This window comes from Prevotella sp. tc2-28 (assembly GCF_900107705.1).
In the GTDB taxonomy this organism is placed as follows: Bacteria; Bacteroidota; Bacteroidia; order Bacteroidales; family Bacteroidaceae; genus Prevotella.
This window is the reverse complement of sequence record NZ_FNRE01000005.1, coordinates 34,088-51,327: the sequence shown is the minus strand read 5'-3', so window position 1 is coordinate 51,327 and position 17,240 is coordinate 34,088. Positions and strand designations below refer to the sequence as shown.

Sequence of the window (17,240 nt, the reverse complement as noted above, 5' to 3'; positions counted from 1 at the left end):
ATTTCCGTTGCACCACCCAATAATCGGTATTAAGTTATGGTTACGAAGATATTACAATCCTGTTACTTGCCCAGTCGGGCCTCTACGACGTTGACGACATAGTCACCCAGTTTCTCGCACTCGCTGACGATGTCGGTGTACATCGTGCCGACGCTATAGTCGTATTCATGTTCATTGACAGCCTTGATGTTCTCGGCCTTCAGTTGGTTACGCAGTGTATTGATGTCGTTCTCAATGCGGAACGTCTCGTTTTTGTTGATAATCTGACCTTCCGGTGTGCGGAGCTCGCCCTCTTCATAACGGCCCTGCATGACTACGTTCATCTGCGTCAGTGAGTCGTCAGTCAGTTGAATCATATTACGCAATTCCTTGTACTGCTTCTCGGTGAAGTCCTTGTTCGACTGCATCAGACGGTTCATCGTGCGTGCCAAGTTGAAGCAGGCGTCGCCGATACTCTCTATCTCACTGATTTCACGCAGCATGGAACGTATTTTCTGTTTCGTCTCATCAGAGAGGTGTGCGTCGCTGACCTGTTCCAGATAACGGGCAATCTCAATCTCCATGTTGTCGCTGATGCCTTCGTATTTCTCAATACGGCTATACAGCTTGGTGAACTTGTCGGCATCTTTCTCGTCGAGCAGGTCGCGCACCATGCCGAACATACGCTGGATGCGGACGCCAAAGAGTGTAATCTCCTTCTGAGCCTGCAGTACCGAGATTTCCGGTGTCTTCATCAGACCGCCCTGGATATAGTGTAGACGAGTATCCTCCTCTTCGTCCTCCTTCTTCGACTTGATGACGCGGCAGACCAATTTCTCTATTTGGGGGATAAACCAGATGAGGATACCTGTGTTCACCAGGTTGAAACAAGTGTGGAAGGCAGCCAGTACGAAGCTCAGTTTGGCGGCATTAGCCAGAAATACAGCATTGCCTACGTCTTTCGTCATCGTTACGTCGTAGCCTACCAGTCCGCATACCATATCGACAAACGGACGGAACACCATGAGTATCCAGCAGACTCCGAACAGGTTGAAGAACATATGTGCAAAGGCAGCCCTGCGGGCCTGTGTTCCGGCAGAGAGTGCTACGATATTTGAAGTGACTGTTGTGCCGATGTTCTCACCCATGACCAGGGCAATGCCTTGGTAGATGGGCAGCACTCCCGACGAACAGAGTATCATGGTGATTGCCATCACGGCAGCTGACGACTGTACGCACATCGTCAGGATGCCACCTATGAGCAGGAACAGCAGGGTTGTGGAGAATGCCTGTGCGTCGAACGACGAGAAGAAGGCTAGTACCGACTCGTTCTGTCCCAGGTTCATGTCAATACCTGTCTGACGCAGGGTGCCCAGTCCGAGGAACATGAAGGCGATACCGAACAGGAAGTCACCCACCACGCGATTGCTCTTACGGTAGATGAGGATGATGGCGATGAAGAATGCCGGATAGACAAAGTCGGTGATGTTAAACGAAAATCCTGCCGACATAATCCATGCAGTCAGTGTGGTACCGATGTTGGCACCCATGATGACGGAGATAGCCTGTGCCAGTGTCAACAGTCCAGCAGATACGAATGAGACGGTCATCACGGTGGTGGCTGTTGATGATTGTACAGCAGCAGTCACGCCGATACCTGTCAGCATTCCCGTGAAGCGGTTGGTCGTCATGGCTCCTAAGATGTGACGCAACTGAGGTCCAGCCATTTTCTGGAGGGCGTCACTCATGGTTTTCATACCATACATGAGGAGGGCCAGTGAGCCTAACAGGCGAAAGGCCAGCAATAGATAACTCTGAGAATTGTCCATAAATACTATTTTGTTCTAGTGTAAGTTCTGTATCCGTAAACGATAATGACGAGGAAGCATACCAGCGGCAAGAAGAACGATACGTTGACGGCAGGCATGCCGAACAGGGTGTGCTGGTCGATGATGTTAGCTTGTAGCGGTGGAAGTACCGAACCGCCCAGGATTGCCATGATGAGTCCGGCGGCTCCGAATTTGGCGTCGTCGCCTAGTCCTTGCAGGGCAATGCCGTAGATGGTGGGGAACATCAGCGACATGCATGCCGAGATGGCTACCAGGCAGTAGAGTCCCATGCGCCCGTCGATGAAGATGACACCCAGTGTCAGCAGTGCGCCCACGGTGGCGAGGATGCCCAGCAGTGCACCTGCGTTGATGTATTTCAGGAAGAAGGTGCAGATGAATCTTGAACTGACGAAGATAACCATAGCGATGATGTTGTAGCGTTGCGACATCACCTCGGCGTCAATCTCCGTCATTCCTTCGTTCATCAATACGCGCGTACCATATTGGATAATAAACGTCCAGCACATGATCTGTACGCCTACATAGAAGAACTGGGCGATGACTCCCTCGCGGTAGTAGTCGATATGGCAGATACGCTTTAGTGTTGCCAGCGGGTGTACGTCGTGGTTCTGGTCGGCATTATGCGGCATCTTCGTGAAGAAGATGACGATGAACATCAGGGCGATCACCGCTCCGATTATCAGGTATGGGGTGATGAGCACACCCAGGTCGCTGTCTCGCATAGCGGCAAAGTCCTGGTCGCTGAGCAGTGCGCGTTCCTCGGTAGATGCCGGGTTCAGCTTGGCTTGTATGAAGTTCATCGCCACATACATGCCACATAGTGATCCCATCGGATTGAAGCATTGAGCTAGGTTCAGTCGACGCGTGCTCGTTTCCTCGGTACCCATTGACAGGATATACGGGTTACAGCTCGTTTCCAGGAACGACAGTCCGCAGGTCAGGATAAAGTAGGCAGCCAGAAATGGGTAGTACATGCCCGTCATCGAGGCAGGCAGGAAGAGTAGTGCACCTACTGCATAGAGTCCCAGTCCCATCAGCACTCCCGCCTTGTAGGAGTATTTCCTGATGAACATCGCTGCTGGGAAGGCCATGGCGAAATAGCCGCCATAGAAGGCTACTTGCACCAGTGCCCCGTCGGTGACACTCATACGGAAAATCTTGGAGAATGCTTTCACCATCGGGTTGGTGATATCGTTGGCAAAGCCCCACAGGGCAAAACATGAGGTGACAAGAATAAAGGGTACAAGATAGCTTACGCCGTCTTTGGAAATGATGGATTGGTTGCTTTCTTTGTCCATTGTTTCGGTTACGCTAAGTAGTTATTGGCTGCAAAGATAATGATTCTTTTTGAAATAGACAAGAAAACGGGCATTTTCTCTTGATTTTGTTTTTGTGTGTCGACACTTGGATTCGAACCAAGGACCCCCACCATGTCAAGGTGATACTCTAACCAGCTGAGCTATGCCGACTTTTGTGCGCCTGACAGGACTCGAACCTGCACGTCGGAAACACTAGATCCTAAGTCTAGCGCGTCTACCAATTCCGCCACAGGCGCAGAATTGGGTGCAAAGGTACGAATAAGCGAGCAAAAAACCAAAAGAAATGGAAAAATTTTACTTGACGAGTATTTTTCTTGCTGTTTCAATAATCTCGTCGTTGCCCGAAGAACCAATGCCCACCGCCACGTCGGGAGCGATGCCGAACTCCGTGTGCTGCTGTTTGTTGTCATACATCGGACAAGCCGAATAGCGTACAGGCCATCCGTTGGGCAACGAGCTGCTCATAGGCATTCCGCTACCGCCTCCCGTGTGGTCGCCTACCAGCGTCACGTTTGGCAGTGCGTGCATCATGACTGCAAAGGAATTGGCAGCACTGTAGACGCTGCGGTTGGTGAGCACGCATACGGGTTTGTGCCACCGGATGTTACTTGACGGCTCGAGGTAGGTGGCTTCCATGCTGGAGAAGTCGTTGTGCCCTGTTCCCGTCTTGTGTTGCATATAGCCCACCAGCGTCTTTTCCTGCACGAACCTTCCGGCCAGCAGTTCTGCGGTCGTCAGGTCGCCGCCCCCGTTGTTGCGGATGTCGATGATGAGTCCGCGACACAGGGCGAGGTAGGTGAGCACGTCGTCCAGGTTGCCTTCTCCGACAGGTTTCTGGAACGACTCGTAGCGCACGTAGCCGATATTGTCGTCCAGCACGCGGTAGGAGATGCCGCTGGCTATCTTGTAGTCGGTGCCGAGGTAGCGTCGCTCCAACGAGTCGCTGAAGTTCTTGGGATAGTCCTCCTGCCACGCCCAATAGCGCCCGTAGTCCATCGAGTAGGTCAGGTTGACATGTCCGTCGCGCAGTTCGCTGAGCATGTTGCACAGCACTTCGAAGAGCTGTGTCTCCGTCATCTTGTCGTTTACGCGTACCTTATATTTGTTATACACCTCGTTCCAGTCCAGTCCGTAGACCTGCCGTTTGTAGTCGAAGAAGCAGTAGTGCTCGTCCATAATCTGCCACAATGCCTCGAAGTTGCCCGAAGGTGTGTTTGGCCGTTCTTCCGTGTCCACGCAGGACGCCAGTAAGACGAGAGAAACCAGAAAGACAAGATATTTTTTCATAAGGCGTGATGGGTTATGGAGAACGTTCTGGTGAAACCGATGAGTAGGCGGTGGGTGTAGATGTGTTGGCGGATACCGTTGACCTTCGACTGCTGCATGTTGCCCAGATAGCCGATGCGCAGGGTGAACCGCTTGGTGAGAGCCGCATCGATGGTGAATAGCTGTCGCCATTCGGGAGCCGACACGAAGGTGGTGGGCACCACGTTATGGTCGTAGTTGCCGCGTGAGAATATCTCGTAGTACGACTGTCCGTAGTTGGGTGAGAACTGGATGCCGCAGAGTGACATGCTCATCTGGTAGCGCGCCACCAGTGTCTTGTTGAACAGACAGAAGCGGTAACTGCCAGCCACCGTGGGCATCACGTTCAGGTGTGCCCTGGCCTGTGCGGGGTTGTTGGAGTTGGAGGTGTTGTAGATGAATCCCAGCGAGGCATTTACCAGTCCGCCAGCCTGTAGCCTAAGGTGGTTGTCCATCAGTTGCCACTGGTAGAGTTTTCCCCAATACAGGTTATAGGCCCCCTCCAGTTCCTGTTTCTTGTTGGCGCGGTCTTTGACCGACGACAGGTTGGCTTCATGTTCCAGGATGGTGCTCCATCGCCTTCCCGTTCGCTGTCGTTCCGTGTGCGACAGGTAGGTGATGCCGAAGCCCTTGAAGTGTTCGTCCGACAAGTAGGTGTCGAGCACGTGAGTGCCCCCCAGTCCAATCATCTGACTGTTGGTGATGACCTTCACGCTGTCTCCCGTTTGAGCTGCCAGGGTGACGAATGGGAAGAGGAGTGCTGCAAGGAGGAGCTTACGTTTCATCGGGTGAGAAGTTGAGGGTGAGTTGACCGGTCAGCTCGTCCAGGACGTCCTGCTGGCTCTTTCCGGCATCAGGGTCCAGGTCAGTCTCTTGCTCTTCTTCCTCGTCATCCTCGTCGGAAGATGCTGGCGGTTCGGGGAATCGTGTGGGCTCCAGCTCTTCTATCTTCTCAATCTGGAAGGTGGTGAGACGCTTGCCCTTCGCCTTGAATCCCTTGACGGATATGAACTGCTCGGCATCAATCTCCTCGGAACCGCGGAAGTCGTCGTCGCCTCCGTAGGTCACCAGCAGGCGCGGGTAAGCAGTGTCCGTCAGCAGCAGCTGTTGGTTGTTGGCATTCTCGCCCAGGTAGTTCTGCTTGCGCTTGGTGGCCTCCATCTGGAATCGCTTGACATACGGATAGCCCTGGTTGTCGGCATCGAATAGCGCGCACGTCCAAACCTTGTCCGCGTCGTATTTCTCCAGGTGCTGTATGTTGTCCTCGAAGTGGTTGTTGGGGTCGAAGTTGGTCAGGTAGTAGTCGCCGTTCTGCAGGATGACCAGAATCTGGTCGTCGTCGTAGAATTCGCCCAGCAGTCGTCCGTGCTCGTCGTAGTTCAGACGGTTCACGTCGGGGTCGTACCACACCTTGCGGCCTCCCAGTGTGGAGTGTCCGTGGCTCTTCAGTCCGATGCGGTGTACCTGGTATTTCGTCAGCAGGTTACCCTTTGCCGATCGCCCTTTGATAAGCACCTCCGAGAAGTCTTTCTCGAAGAAGATGCGCTTCAGCTTCGGTGCCGGGTCGAGTGTCACCTTGATGACCTCAGCCTCGCCGTTGGGGTTGGCGGTGAAGTACACCACGCGCGACCCGTCGGTGCCTGCTGTGATGTCGTATTCGCGGTCGCGGGTGACGCTCGACACGTTGAATCGCTTGATATAGTAGAAACCCTTGCGGCCGTCGCGGTAGACGGCATTGTAGATGGTGCGCTGGTCGTTCTTCTTGAACACGTTCAGGTACATCACGTTTTTGCCTACGAACAGCTTGTCGGCCACGCGGACAATCTTGAACTTGCCGTCCTTGTAGAACAGGATGATGTCGTCGATGTCGGAGCAGTTGCATACGAACTCGTCCTTCTTCAGTCCCGTACCGATGAATCCGTCCTGTCGGTTGATGTATAGCTTCTGGTTGGCTTCCACCACCTTGGTAGCCTCGATGGTGTCGAAGTTGCGAATCTCCGTCAGTCGCGGATGGTCCTTGCCGTATTTCTCTTTGAGGAAGGTGAACCACTGTGCGGTCACCTCCACCAGGTTTGCCAGATCGCGGTCTATCTCTTCTATCTCCGCCTTGATGCGCGCCATGAGTTCGTCGGCTTTGTCCTTGTTGAACTTCAGGATGCGCTGCATCTTGATTTCCAGCAGTCGGAGGATGTCGTCCTTGGTCACCTCGCGCACCATTTGCGGATAGAACGGAGTCAGTCGCTCGTCGATATGCTCGCATACGGTGTCGATGTCGGGCGCCTGCTCGAATTTCTTGTCCTTGTAGATGCGCTCCTCGATGAAAATTTTCTCCAGCGACGAGAAGTGCAGCTGTTCCAGCAGTTCGCCCTTGCGGATTTCCAGTTCCTGGCGTATCAGGTCCTTCGTGCGTTCCACCGAGTGGCGCAGCACGTCGCTGACGGTGAGGAACTGCGGCTTGTTGTCCTCGATGACGCAGCAGTTGGGCGATATGTTGATTTCGCAGTCCGAGAAGGCATACAGCGCATCCAGCGTCTTGTCCGACGACACGCCGGGCGCCAGCTGCACCTGTATCTCCACCTTGGCAGCCGTCAGGTCCTCCACGTGGCGTGCCTTGATCTTGCCCTTGTCGATGGCTTTCAGTATCGAGTCGATAATCGTCTCCGTGGTCTTCGAGAACGGTATCTCGCGGATGACCAGCGTCTTCGAGTCCAGTTTCTCGATTTTGGCACGCACCTTCAGCACGCCGCCGCGCTGTCCGTCGTTGTATTTCGACACGTCGATGCTTCCGCCGGTGGGGAAGTCGGGATACAGGTGGAACTCCTCGCCGTGCAGGTAGCTGACGGCCGCGTCGCACAGCTCCACGAAGTTGTGGGGCAGAATCTTCGACGACAGACCGACGGCAATGCCCTCGGCGCCCTGCGCCAGCAGCAGCGGGAACTTCACGGGCAGTGTGATGGGCTCCTTGTTGCGGCCGTCGTATGACATCTGCCATTCGGTGGTCTTTGGGTTGAACACCGTGTCGAGTGCGAACTTCGACAGTCGCGCCTCGATGTATCGCGGAGCCGCCGCCCTGTTACCTGTCAGGATGTTACCCCAGTTACCCTGCGTGTCTATCAGCAGGTCCTTCTGACCCATCTGCACCAGTGCGTCGCCGATGGAAGCGTCGCCGTGTGGGTGAAACTGCATCGTGTGTCCCACGATGTTAGCCACCTTGTTGTATCGTCCGTCGTCCATGCGCTTCATCGAGTGCAGGATGCGTCGTTGTACCGGTTTCAGTCCGTCCTCGATGTGCGGCACGGCACGTTCCAGGATGACATACGAGGCATAGTCCAGGAACCAGTTCTGGTACATGCCGCTGAGGTGGTGTACCGCAGCAGCGTCGAATCGGTTTACGGGGGTGTAGTCGGAGTGCGCCTCGGTGCTCTCGGAAAGTTGGTCTTTTATTTCGTCGTCCATTCTTTGATAGTTATCGGAATAATTTTCGTGCAAATATACAGAAAAAAATCGATATGCGCAAATTTTGCGCCTTGCTTTTGCCTCCGCAGCAGATTTTTCCCCGTAAGTTCTTTGGCGTTATGGGAAAAAGTTCTTATGCTTTGCAGCATTGAAATGACAATCTAGTGCAGCATACGTAAGAGCAGGCTACTAAACAGCCTCGAAATCTTAAATAAGCCTAAAATCCCACGCGGTGAGCACCACCGTGTGGGATTATTTTGTATATTTGCGTTCGGTTGCAGGGGTGCAACGGGCTCACAAGGGGCGTAAAATCCCCTGTGCGAGGGTGGATTTTGAAAATGTGGCACTGTTACAACCCTCGGGACACCCCCTCAGATTGAAATGGGGGTATGTTACAACCCTCGGGACACCCCCTCAGATTGAAATGGGGGTATGTCACAACCCTCGGGACACCCCCTCAGATTGACTTTTCTCATTCTAAAACCGATATAAAACTATAGTATTATGAGTTTGAACACAAGTTATCTCACAGCTCGACGCCATCGAAGCCTACGCACGGCAATACTACATCAACAGCGGAAAGAAACCGGGCAGTTCAACGGGAACTAGCGCTAACGATAATTCCGGCAATCCCGGTGATTCCGGCGATTCCGGCAATTCCGGCGGCACCCCCGGCGATACCCCCGGCGATTCCGGCACCATCATCGATGGTGTCGATGAAGGATGATAGGTTTTTACCATATTCATGGATATTTTAGATTCTTTGCACCCTCCCCGCTGTGAAGCGCGGAGGGATTTTTTTTTGTTTTCCTTTGGTAATCCGCCCAAATTGCACTACCTTTGCACCCATAATTTCGAAATTATAGTATTTTTATGGCACAAGAAGACGTATTTAAAAAGATTGTAAGTCACTGCAAGGAGTATGGTTTCGTGTTCCCCTCCAGTGACATCTACGATGGATTAGGAGCCGTCTATGACTACGGTCAGAACGGCGTGGAGTTGAAAAACAATATCAAGGAATATTGGTGGAAATCAATGGTACTGCTGCACGAGAACATCGTGGGCATCGACTCAGCCATCTTTATGCACCCCACTATCTGGAAGGCCAGCGGACACGTGGATGCCTTCAACGACCCGCTCATCGACAACCGCGACTCGAAGAAGCGCTATCGCGCCGATGTGCTCATCGAAGACCAGATAGCCAAGTACGACGAGAAGATTCAGAAGGAGGTCGAGAAGGCCCGCAAGCGCTTCGGCGATAGCTTCGACGAGGCCAAGTACATGGAAACTAGCGAGCGCGTGAAGGAAACCAAGGAGAAGCGCGACGCGCTGCACGCCCGCTACGCCGCCGCCATGCAGGGCCCCGACCTGGACGAGCTGAAGCAGATCATCCTGGACGAGGAAATCGTATGCCCCATCAGCGGCACCCGCAACTGGACCGACGTGCGCCAGTTCAACCTGATGTTCTCCACCGAGATGGGCGCCTCCGCCGACGGCTCGATGAAAGTATACCTGCGCCCTGAGACTGCACAGGGCATCTTCGTCAACTACCTGAACGTGCAGAAGACGGGCCGCATGAAGATACCCTTCGGCATCGCCCAGATTGGCAAGGCCTTCCGCAACGAGATCGTAGCCCGACAGTTCATCTTCCGCATGCGCGAGTTCGAACAGATGGAGATGCAGTTCTTCGTACAGCCCGGCACCGAGCTGGAGTGGTTCCCCAAGTGGAAGCAGACGCGTATGGCATGGCACCAGGCACTGGGCTTCGGCGCCGAGAACTACCGTTTCCACGACCACGACAAGCTGGCCCACTATGCCAACGCCGCCACCGACATCGAGTTCAAGATGCCGTTCGGATTCAAGGAGGTGGAGGGCATCCACTCGCGCACCAACTTCGACCTGTCGCAGCATGAGAAATACTCAGGCAAGAGCATCAAATACTTCGACCCGCAGACCAACGAGAGCTACACGCCGTTCGTCATCGAGACCTCTATCGGCGTAGACCGTATGTTCCTCTCCATCATGTGTCACTCCTACTGCGAGGAGAAACTGGAGAACGGCGAGACACGCGTCGTGCTCCGACTGCCAGCAGCACTGGCTCCCGTCAAGCTCGCCGTCATGCCGCTGGTGAAGAAGGACGGACTGCCCGAAAAGGCGCGCGAAATCATCAACGACCTGAAGTTCCACTTCAACTGCCAGTATGACGAGAAAGACTCCATCGGCAAGCGCTACCGCCGTCAGGACGCCATCGGTACACCGTATTGCGTCACCGTCGACCACGACTCACTGCAAGACGGCAAGGTGACACTCCGCTTCCGCGACACCATGGAGCAGGAGCGCGTGAACATCGGCGACCTGGCCGCTATCATCGAAGACAAGGTGAGCATCGTCAGCCTGTTAAAGAAACTGCAATAATACGTGATGATGAAAAGGATTCTGTTGTTCTTTTATCCGCTGCTGCTGTTAGGCTTCATGGCCTCCTGCCAGGAGTCTGACGACAAGGTTGAGGAATATCCTAACTGGCAGTACACCAACGAACAGGCCTTCCTGAAAGTGTATAACGAGGCCAAGGCGTCGATAGCCGCCGGCGAGCGCGACTGGAAGCTGTACAAGGGTTGCCTGCGCCCGGATGTCTCGGAAAAGGAGTTCCTGCCCACCGACTATGTGGTGGTGCGCGTGCTGGAAGAGGGAACCGGTTCGGGATGTCCGCTCTATACCGACACCGTCGAGGTGCACTATTCGGGCAGACTGCAGCCATCCACCCGATATGCGCAGGGACTGATCTTCGACAGCTCGTTCTACGGAAAGTACGACCCTGTGGTCAGCACCCCCTACCAGGGACGCGTAGGCAGCTTCATCGAAGGCTTCTCCACCGTACTTCAGCACATGGACGTCGGTGACCATGTCATAGCCTACATCCCCTACCAGTTGGCTTACGGCAGCAGCGCCACGAGTAACATACCGGCCTACAGCATGCTCACATTCGAGATGTGGCTGGCAGACTACTGGAGTAAGAAGGAATACTGATCAAGATAAAAGCGAGGAGGCTATTGAGCTTCCTCGCTTTTCTTTCGCGCCATCTCGATGTCGCGACGCGACTTCGACTTCGTGACCAGCCACACACCGCTGAACACCAGGACGACCGCCAGTGCATGCGTGGGCTTCAGGATGCCGATGCCCATCAGCAGCGAGGCAGCCACGGAAACAATGGGCTGCACGTAGTTGTAGACCGAGACGACGGTCGGGCGCAGCGTGCGCTGTCCTATCATGGTCAGGATATAGCCGAAGAATGTTCCGATGCACACGACGTAGGCCACCTCCCACCACGTCTTGGCAGGTATGGGCTCGGCCAGCACCTCCGACACATGGCCGAACGTGAACGGCAGCAGCATCAGCGTTGCCCACGAGAACATGTACTTGTTGATGGTGAACACGTTGTACCGACGGATGAGCGGATTGAACAGCGACAGGTACAGCGCGAAGGAGAACTGGGCAAAGAGGCAGAAGAGGTCGCCCCGGATGTCGCCCACCTTGTCGCTGGCGTGAGCGGCAGAGGTCAGGATGAGGATGAGCGCTCCGCTGCAACCCATCAGCACGCCCGTCGCCTTCTTCCCCGTGATGGGCTCCTTCAGGATGATGGCTGCCAGCAACATGGCGAAGATGGGCATAGACGTGGTGACGATGCTCGCATTGATGGGCGACGTGATGCTCAGTCCGATGGTGTAGCAACACTGGTTGCACACCAGTCCGAAGAGTCCGGCACCGATGAACATCAGCTTGTCGCGCAGCGGAACGTGCTCCTTGGGCGCAAACAGAGAGGCCAGCCAGAACAGCAGACAGGCTCCCACCACGCGGAAGGTGACCATGGTGATGCCGTCGAAGCCGTGCGTCATGGCATCCTTGCCCACAGGAGCCATCAGTCCCCATCCGGCACAGGCTCCGAACATGCTCAGATGGGCTATCAATGCTTTGTTGTCTTTCATCATTCCATTTTTAATTATAAACGATGAAGACGGGCAGGTGTCATCATTCTTTTCCGTAAAAATGTGCGTGAAAGTTGCCCGAAATAGAAATCTTCTTTGTACCTTTGCACACATTAAAGGTACTAACTGAAATATGGAAACAAAACAAAAATACACGTATGATGAGGCTTTCGAGGCCTCTTTGGCTTATTTTAAGGGTGACGAACTGGCTGCCCGTGTGTGGGTGAACAAATATGCCATGAAAGACTCCTATGGCAATATCTACGAGAAGTCGCCCGAACAGATGCACTGGCGCATCGCCAACGAGATAGCCCGGATAGAACAGAAATACAAGAATCCGATGACGGCACAGGAGATTTTCGACCTGCTGGATCACTTCCGCTATATCGTGCCTGCAGGCAGTCCGATGACGGGCATCGGCAACAATTTCCAGATAGCATCGCTCTCCAATTGCTTCGTCATCGGACTGGACGGCGATGCCGACAGCTACGGCGCCGTGCTGCGCATAGACGAGGAGCAGGTGCAGCTGATGAAGCGTCGCGGTGGAGTGGGGCACGACCTGAGCCATATCCGTCCGAAGGGACAGCCGGTGAACAACTCGGCACTGACCTCTACGGGACTTGTGCCCTTCATGGAGCGATATAGTAATAGTACGCGCGAGGTGGCACAGGACGGCCGACGCGGTGCGCTCATGCTCAGCGTGAGCATTAAGCATCCCGAAGCTGAGGCGTTTATCGACGCCAAGATGACGGAGGGCAAGGTGACCGGTGCCAATGTCAGCGTGAAGATAGACGACGAGTTCATGCGCTGTGCTACGGAGGACAAGACCTATGTGCAGCAATTCCCCATTGTGGGCGACCATCCTCAGGTGAAGAAGGAAATCTCCGCCAAGGCTCTCTGGGAGAAAATCGTGCACAACGCCTGGAAAAGTGCCGAGCCTGGCGTGCTGTTCTGGGACACCATCCTTCGCGAGAGTATTCCTGACTGCTATGCCGACCTGGGATTCCGCACCGTCAGCACCAATCCTTGCGGTGAGATTCCCCTCTGTCCCTACGACTCCTGCCGACTGCTGAGCATCAACCTCTATTCCTATGTGAAGAACGCCTTCCAGAAGGACGCCTATTTCGACTACGAGCTGTTCAAGAAGCATGTGCAGAAGGCCCAGCGACTGATGGACGACATCGTCGACCTGGAACTGGAGAAGATAGACCTGATCATGCAGAAGATAGAAAGCGACCCGCAGTCGATGGAGGTCAAGGGTGCCGAGATGCACCTCTGGGAAAAGATCAAGAAAAAGAGTGGCATGGGACGCCGCACGGGTGTAGGCATCACTGCCGAGGGTGACATGATTGCCGCCATGGGACTGCGCTATGGCACGCAGGAGGCTACCGACTTCAGCGTGGAGGTGCACAAGACACTGGCGCTGAATGCCTACCGCTCCAGCGTGGAGATGGCGCGTGAGCGCGGTGCCTTTGCCGTTTACGATGCCCAGCGCGAGGAGAACAACCCGTTCATCCAGCGCATCAAACAGGCCGACGAGACCTTGTATGCCGACATGGTGAAATACGGTCGACGCAACATTGCCTGTCTGACGATAGCCCCCACGGGTACGACGAGTCTGATGACGCAGACCACGAGTGGTATCGAACCCGTCTTCCTGCCCGTCTACAAGCGCCGTCGCAAGGTCAATCCCAACGATACCGACGTGCATGTTGACTTCGTCGACGAGGTAGGCGACTCCTTCGAAGAGTATATCGTATATCATCCGAAGTTCATGGAGTGGATGAAGGCCAACGGTATGGACACCACGAAGCGATACACCCAGGAAGAGATTGACGAACTGGTGAGCCAGTCGCCCTACAACAAGGCAACTGCCAATGACGTAGACTGGCTGATGAAGGTGCGCATGCAGGGTGCTATCCAGAAATGGGTAGACCACTCCATCAGCGTCACCGTCAACTTGCCCAACGATGTGGACGAAGCACTGGTCAACCGCCTTTATGTGGAGGCATGGCGCTCAGGATGCAAGGGCTGTACCATCTATCGTGACGGAAGTCGTGCGGGGGTGATGGTCAGCGTGGAGAAGAAAGACAAGAAAGACAAGGAAGAGGACACCACGAAGGACAATAACATGGAGCAGAAGGTGGATGCCCCCTGCAAGCATCCGGAGGTGACGGAGATTCGCCCGAAGGAACTGGAGTGCGACGTGGTCCGTTTCCAGAACAACAAGGATAAATGGGTAGCCTTCGTAGGTCTGTTGGACGGCTATCCCTATGAAATCTTCACCGGTCTGCAGGACGACGAGGAAGGTATCGTGTTGCCCAAGACGGTGACGAAGGGAAAGATTATCAAGCAGATAAACGAGGACGGCACGAAGCGATATGACTTCCAGTTTGAGAACAAGCGTGGCTATAAGACCACCGTCGAAGGACTGAGCGAGAAATTCAATCCGGAGTACTGGAACTATGCCAAGCTGATTAGCGGCGTGCTTCGCTACCGTATGCCTATCGACCATGTCATCAAACTGGTTTCCAGTCTTCAGCTGAAATCTGAGAGCATTAACACCTGGAAGGTCGGCGTGGAGCGTGCCTTGAAGAAATATATCGTGGATGGTACCGAGGCCAAGGGACAGAAGTGTCCTAACTGCGGATCGGAAAGTCTGGTGTACCAGGAAGGTTGTCTGATTTGTAAGAACTGCGGATCGTCACGATGCGGATAAGCCAGTCTTATATCATACTGCGGGAAGTCCGCTTCCATGCCTTTCATGGGGTGATGCCCCAGGAGAGGAAGGTGGGAGCAGACTTCACCGTGTCCTTACGCGTGGGGGTGGATCTGAGCCTTCCCGCGGAGAGCGATGACGTTGCCGATACGCTGAACTATGCCACACTCTACGAGGTCGTGAAACAGCAGATGGAGATACCCTCGCAACTGCTGGAACACGTTGCCGGACGTATCGGGAAGGCTGTGATGGACACTTTCCCGCAAGTGACTGGCGTCGACGTGACACTGACGAAACTGAATCCCCCGATGGGGGCGGATTGTGCAGGAGCCAGTGTGGAGTTACACTTAATAAATGATAAAACTAAGGTATAAGTGCTGTGTTTCTGAGGGAAAATCATTATTTTTGCACCCACAATGAAGAATAGGTTAGTAGCGCTGATATGGATAACGTGTTTGTTTGTGGCTGTAGCATCGGCTGCAAACAAGAAATTCACACTGGTTATTGATGCCGGGCACGGCGGCACGGACGCAGGAGCAATCGGCACAATCACCAAAGAGAAGCACATCAACCTGAATGTGGCACTTGCCTTTGGCAGACTGGTGGAGCGCAACTGTCCCGATGTGCGCGTCATCTATACCCGCAAGACGGATGTGTTCGTGCCCTTGCATACCCGTGCAGATATTGCCAACCGCAACAAGGCCGACCTTTTCATCTCCATCCATACCAATGCGTTGCCCAAGGGACGCATCTCCAGAGGTCTGGAGACCTACACGCTGGGTATGCATCGTGCTGCTGACAACCTGGATGTGGCCAAGCGCGAGAACTCGGTCATCCTGATAGAGACCGACTATAAGCAACGCTATCAAGGCTTCGACCCGCGCTCCTCTGAGAGCTACATCATGTTTGAATTCATGCAAGACCGCAATATGGCGCAGAGTGTGGACCTGGCCAAATATGTCCAGCGTCGTACGTGTGCCGCTGCCGGTCGTCAGAATAAAGGGGTGAAGCAGGCGGGGTTCCTGGTGCTCCGCGAAACATCGATGCCCAGCTGTCTGATTGAGCTTGGCTTTATCTCAACACCCGATGAGGAGCGTTTTTTGCATTCCACTGCTGGCGTCGACCAGTTAGGTCGCGGAATCTATCAGGCATTTATGGACTATCGTGCCCAGTATGACAAGAACATTAGTGTCCCCTACAAGGCTGAACCTCGTCAGGATATCACCATCCCGACGGTTGTGCCCGAGACGGTCAAGCAAACCGAACCCGCCAAACGACCTGAACCGGTAAAACAACCCGAACCGGTCAAGCAACCCGAAACTGTAGAACAGCCTGCTCCTGAGGCACCGTCTACCCCCGTCTCGCAGCCTGTTCCCGAGGCTCAGCAAACCCCAGCAGCCCAGCCCGTCAGCGCGCCACAGACCTCTCCTCGTGCGGAGGCTCCTGTCTTTAAGTTGCAGATTCTGACGAGCGGTATGCGCCTGAAGGCCACAGACCGTCGTCTGAAAGGCCATCAGGAGGCAGATTACTACGAGGAAGGCGGACTCTTTAAGTACACGGTGGGCGCATCAGAGAACTATAACGAGATTAACCAACTGCGCAAATCGCTATCGGAGCAGTTCCCGGAGGCTTTTGTCATCGCTTTCAAGAATGGGCAGAAGATGAATATACAGGAAGCCATTAGAGAGTTCAAGAATAGGAATAACCATAAATAGAGTCAAGATATGAAATTCTTTACGAAGGAGGTAAAAATAGCATTGATAGCCCTGGTGGGCATCGTCGTATTGTTTTACGGACTGCAGTTCCTGAAAGGACTGAATGTCTTTTCCAGCGATTCGTCGTACTATGTCGCTTTCGACGATGTTAGCGGATTGTCTTCCTCGTCACCGGTATACGCCAATGGCTATCGCGTTGGCGTCGTCAAATCGCTTAGCTATGACTATAACCCTCAGGGTAAGATTATCGCTGAACTGGGACTGGACAACAACATGCGGGTGCCGCAAGGCTCTCATGCTGAACTGGCCAGTGACCTGTTAGGTAACATCAAGATCAATTTAGTGTTGTCTGACGACCCCATCCATATGTTGAGTAAGGGCGACACCATCAGCGGAATGACGGAACAGGGACTGATGAACAAGGTGGGCGACATGGTGCCTGCCATAGAACGCATGCTGCCTAAGCTCGATTCAATCATGGCTAGTCTGAACACATTGTTGGCTGATCCCGCCTTGCGTAACACTTTGCACAACGTGGAGGGGATGACTGGCAATCTTAATGCAACCAGTGCGGAACTGAAAACCCTGTCGGCTTCACTGAACAGGGAAATGCCTGCCATGATGCAGAAAACAAACGGTGTATTGGACAACACCCAGCAGTTGACAGGTAACCTGGCTGCCATTGATATTGCAGAAATGACTGAAAAGGTGAATAAGACCCTGGCCAATGTGGAGCAGATGACGCAGAGGTTGAACAGCAACGAAGGTACACTGGGACTGCTGATGCGTGATGCTACGCTTTATCATAACCTGAGTTCCACAGCGGCTTCTGCCGACTCCCTGCTGATAGATTTGAAAGAACACCCCAAAAGGTATGTGCACTTCTCCATTTTTGGAAGAAAAGATAACTAAAA

13 protein-coding genes and 2 tRNA genes are annotated in these 17,240 nt (G+C 53.9%); 6 read left to right on the top strand and 9 right to left on the bottom strand.

Translation table 11 applies throughout. The features are described from left to right. Window positions 1–62: 62 nt before the first annotated feature. From BLU47_RS05830 to BLU47_RS14535, 8 genes are all read right to left on the bottom strand, one after another. Window positions 63–1,808, bottom strand: a complete 1,746-nt coding sequence (locus tag BLU47_RS05830; protein ID WP_091959745.1) for a Na/Pi cotransporter family protein — start codon at window positions 1,806–1,808, stop codon at window positions 63–65. 5 nt (window positions 1,809–1,813) lie between these two features. Continuing rightward, on the bottom strand, window positions 1,814–3,127 hold the full coding sequence (fucP, locus tag BLU47_RS05825) for an L-fucose:H+ symporter permease (RefSeq protein ID WP_091959742.1): 1,314 nt from the start codon (window positions 3,125–3,127) through the stop codon (window positions 1,814–1,816). A gap of 97 nt (window positions 3,128–3,224) precedes the next feature. Continuing rightward, window positions 3,225–3,298: transfer RNA gene (locus BLU47_RS05820), tRNA-Val, on the bottom strand. Window positions 3,299–3,303: 5 nt separating this feature from the next. Further along, window positions 3,304–3,384: transfer RNA gene (locus BLU47_RS05815), tRNA-Leu, on the bottom strand. 58 nt (window positions 3,385–3,442) lie between these two features. Next, window positions 3,443–4,435: a S41 family peptidase gene (locus BLU47_RS05810; protein WP_091959740.1), complete on the bottom strand. Its 993-nt coding sequence runs from the start codon at window positions 4,433–4,435 to the stop codon at window positions 3,443–3,445. After that, complete coding sequence (locus BLU47_RS05805) at window positions 4,432–5,238, bottom strand: DUF3316 domain-containing protein (RefSeq protein ID WP_091959737.1); 807 nt, start codon at window positions 5,236–5,238, stop codon at window positions 4,432–4,434. Before BLU47_RS05805 ends, BLU47_RS05810 begins: the two co-directional genes overlap by 4 nt. Continuing rightward, window positions 5,228–7,909 carry a DNA gyrase/topoisomerase IV subunit A gene (locus BLU47_RS05800; protein WP_091959734.1) on the bottom strand — a complete coding sequence of 894 codons (2,682 nt, stop codon included), beginning with the start codon at window positions 7,907–7,909 and terminating at the stop codon, window positions 5,228–5,230. Before BLU47_RS05800 ends, BLU47_RS05805 begins: the two co-directional genes overlap by 11 nt. 564 nt (window positions 7,910–8,473) lie before the next feature. Then, complete coding sequence (locus tag BLU47_RS14535; RefSeq protein WP_143025485.1) at window positions 8,474–8,656, bottom strand: hypothetical protein; 183 nt, start codon at window positions 8,654–8,656, stop codon at window positions 8,474–8,476. A 126-nt stretch (window positions 8,657–8,782) separates the two neighbouring features. On the opposite strand from BLU47_RS14535, the gene BLU47_RS05795 reads away from it, so the two are divergent. Together BLU47_RS05795 and BLU47_RS05790 are read left to right on the top strand one after the other, a co-directional pair. Next, window positions 8,783–10,324, top strand: coding sequence for a glycine--tRNA ligase (locus BLU47_RS05795; RefSeq protein WP_091959732.1), 1,542 nt, complete (start codon window positions 8,783–8,785; stop codon window positions 10,322–10,324). Between the two features lie 6 nt (window positions 10,325–10,330). Then, window positions 10,331–10,936, top strand: a complete 606-nt coding sequence (locus BLU47_RS05790; RefSeq protein ID WP_091959729.1) for an FKBP-type peptidyl-prolyl cis-trans isomerase — start codon at window positions 10,331–10,333, stop codon at window positions 10,934–10,936. A 20-nt stretch (window positions 10,937–10,956) separates the two neighbouring features. Here the strand turns inward: BLU47_RS05790 and BLU47_RS05785 are convergent, their stop codons facing one another. Further along, window positions 10,957–11,892 (bottom strand): DMT family transporter, encoded by a 936-nt coding sequence (locus BLU47_RS05785; RefSeq protein ID WP_091960161.1) that lies wholly within the window; start codon window positions 11,890–11,892, stop codon window positions 10,957–10,959. 133 nt (window positions 11,893–12,025) lie between these two features. On the opposite strand from BLU47_RS05785, the gene BLU47_RS05780 reads away from it, so the two are divergent. Genes BLU47_RS05780 through BLU47_RS05765 form a run of 4 tightly spaced genes read left to right on the top strand, consistent with a single transcriptional unit; the run spans window position 12,026 to window position 17,238 of the window. Continuing rightward, window positions 12,026–14,611: an adenosylcobalamin-dependent ribonucleoside-diphosphate reductase gene (locus BLU47_RS05780; RefSeq protein ID WP_091959727.1), complete on the top strand. Its 2,586-nt coding sequence runs from the start codon at window positions 12,026–12,028 to the stop codon at window positions 14,609–14,611. Continuing rightward, complete coding sequence (folB, locus tag BLU47_RS05775; RefSeq protein ID WP_091959724.1) at window positions 14,602–14,985, top strand: dihydroneopterin aldolase; 384 nt, start codon at window positions 14,602–14,604, stop codon at window positions 14,983–14,985. The genes BLU47_RS05780 and folB overlap by 10 nt, the downstream gene beginning before the upstream one ends. A gap of 42 nt (window positions 14,986–15,027) precedes the next feature. Then, window positions 15,028–16,326 carry an N-acetylmuramoyl-L-alanine amidase gene (locus BLU47_RS05770; RefSeq protein WP_091959721.1) on the top strand — a complete coding sequence of 433 codons (1,299 nt, stop codon included), beginning with the start codon at window positions 15,028–15,030 and terminating at the stop codon, window positions 16,324–16,326. 9 nt (window positions 16,327–16,335) lie between these two features. Continuing rightward, window positions 16,336–17,238 (top strand): MlaD family protein, encoded by a 903-nt coding sequence (locus tag BLU47_RS05765; RefSeq protein ID WP_091959718.1) that lies wholly within the window; start codon window positions 16,336–16,338, stop codon window positions 17,236–17,238. Window positions 17,239–17,240: the final 2 nt, after the last annotated feature.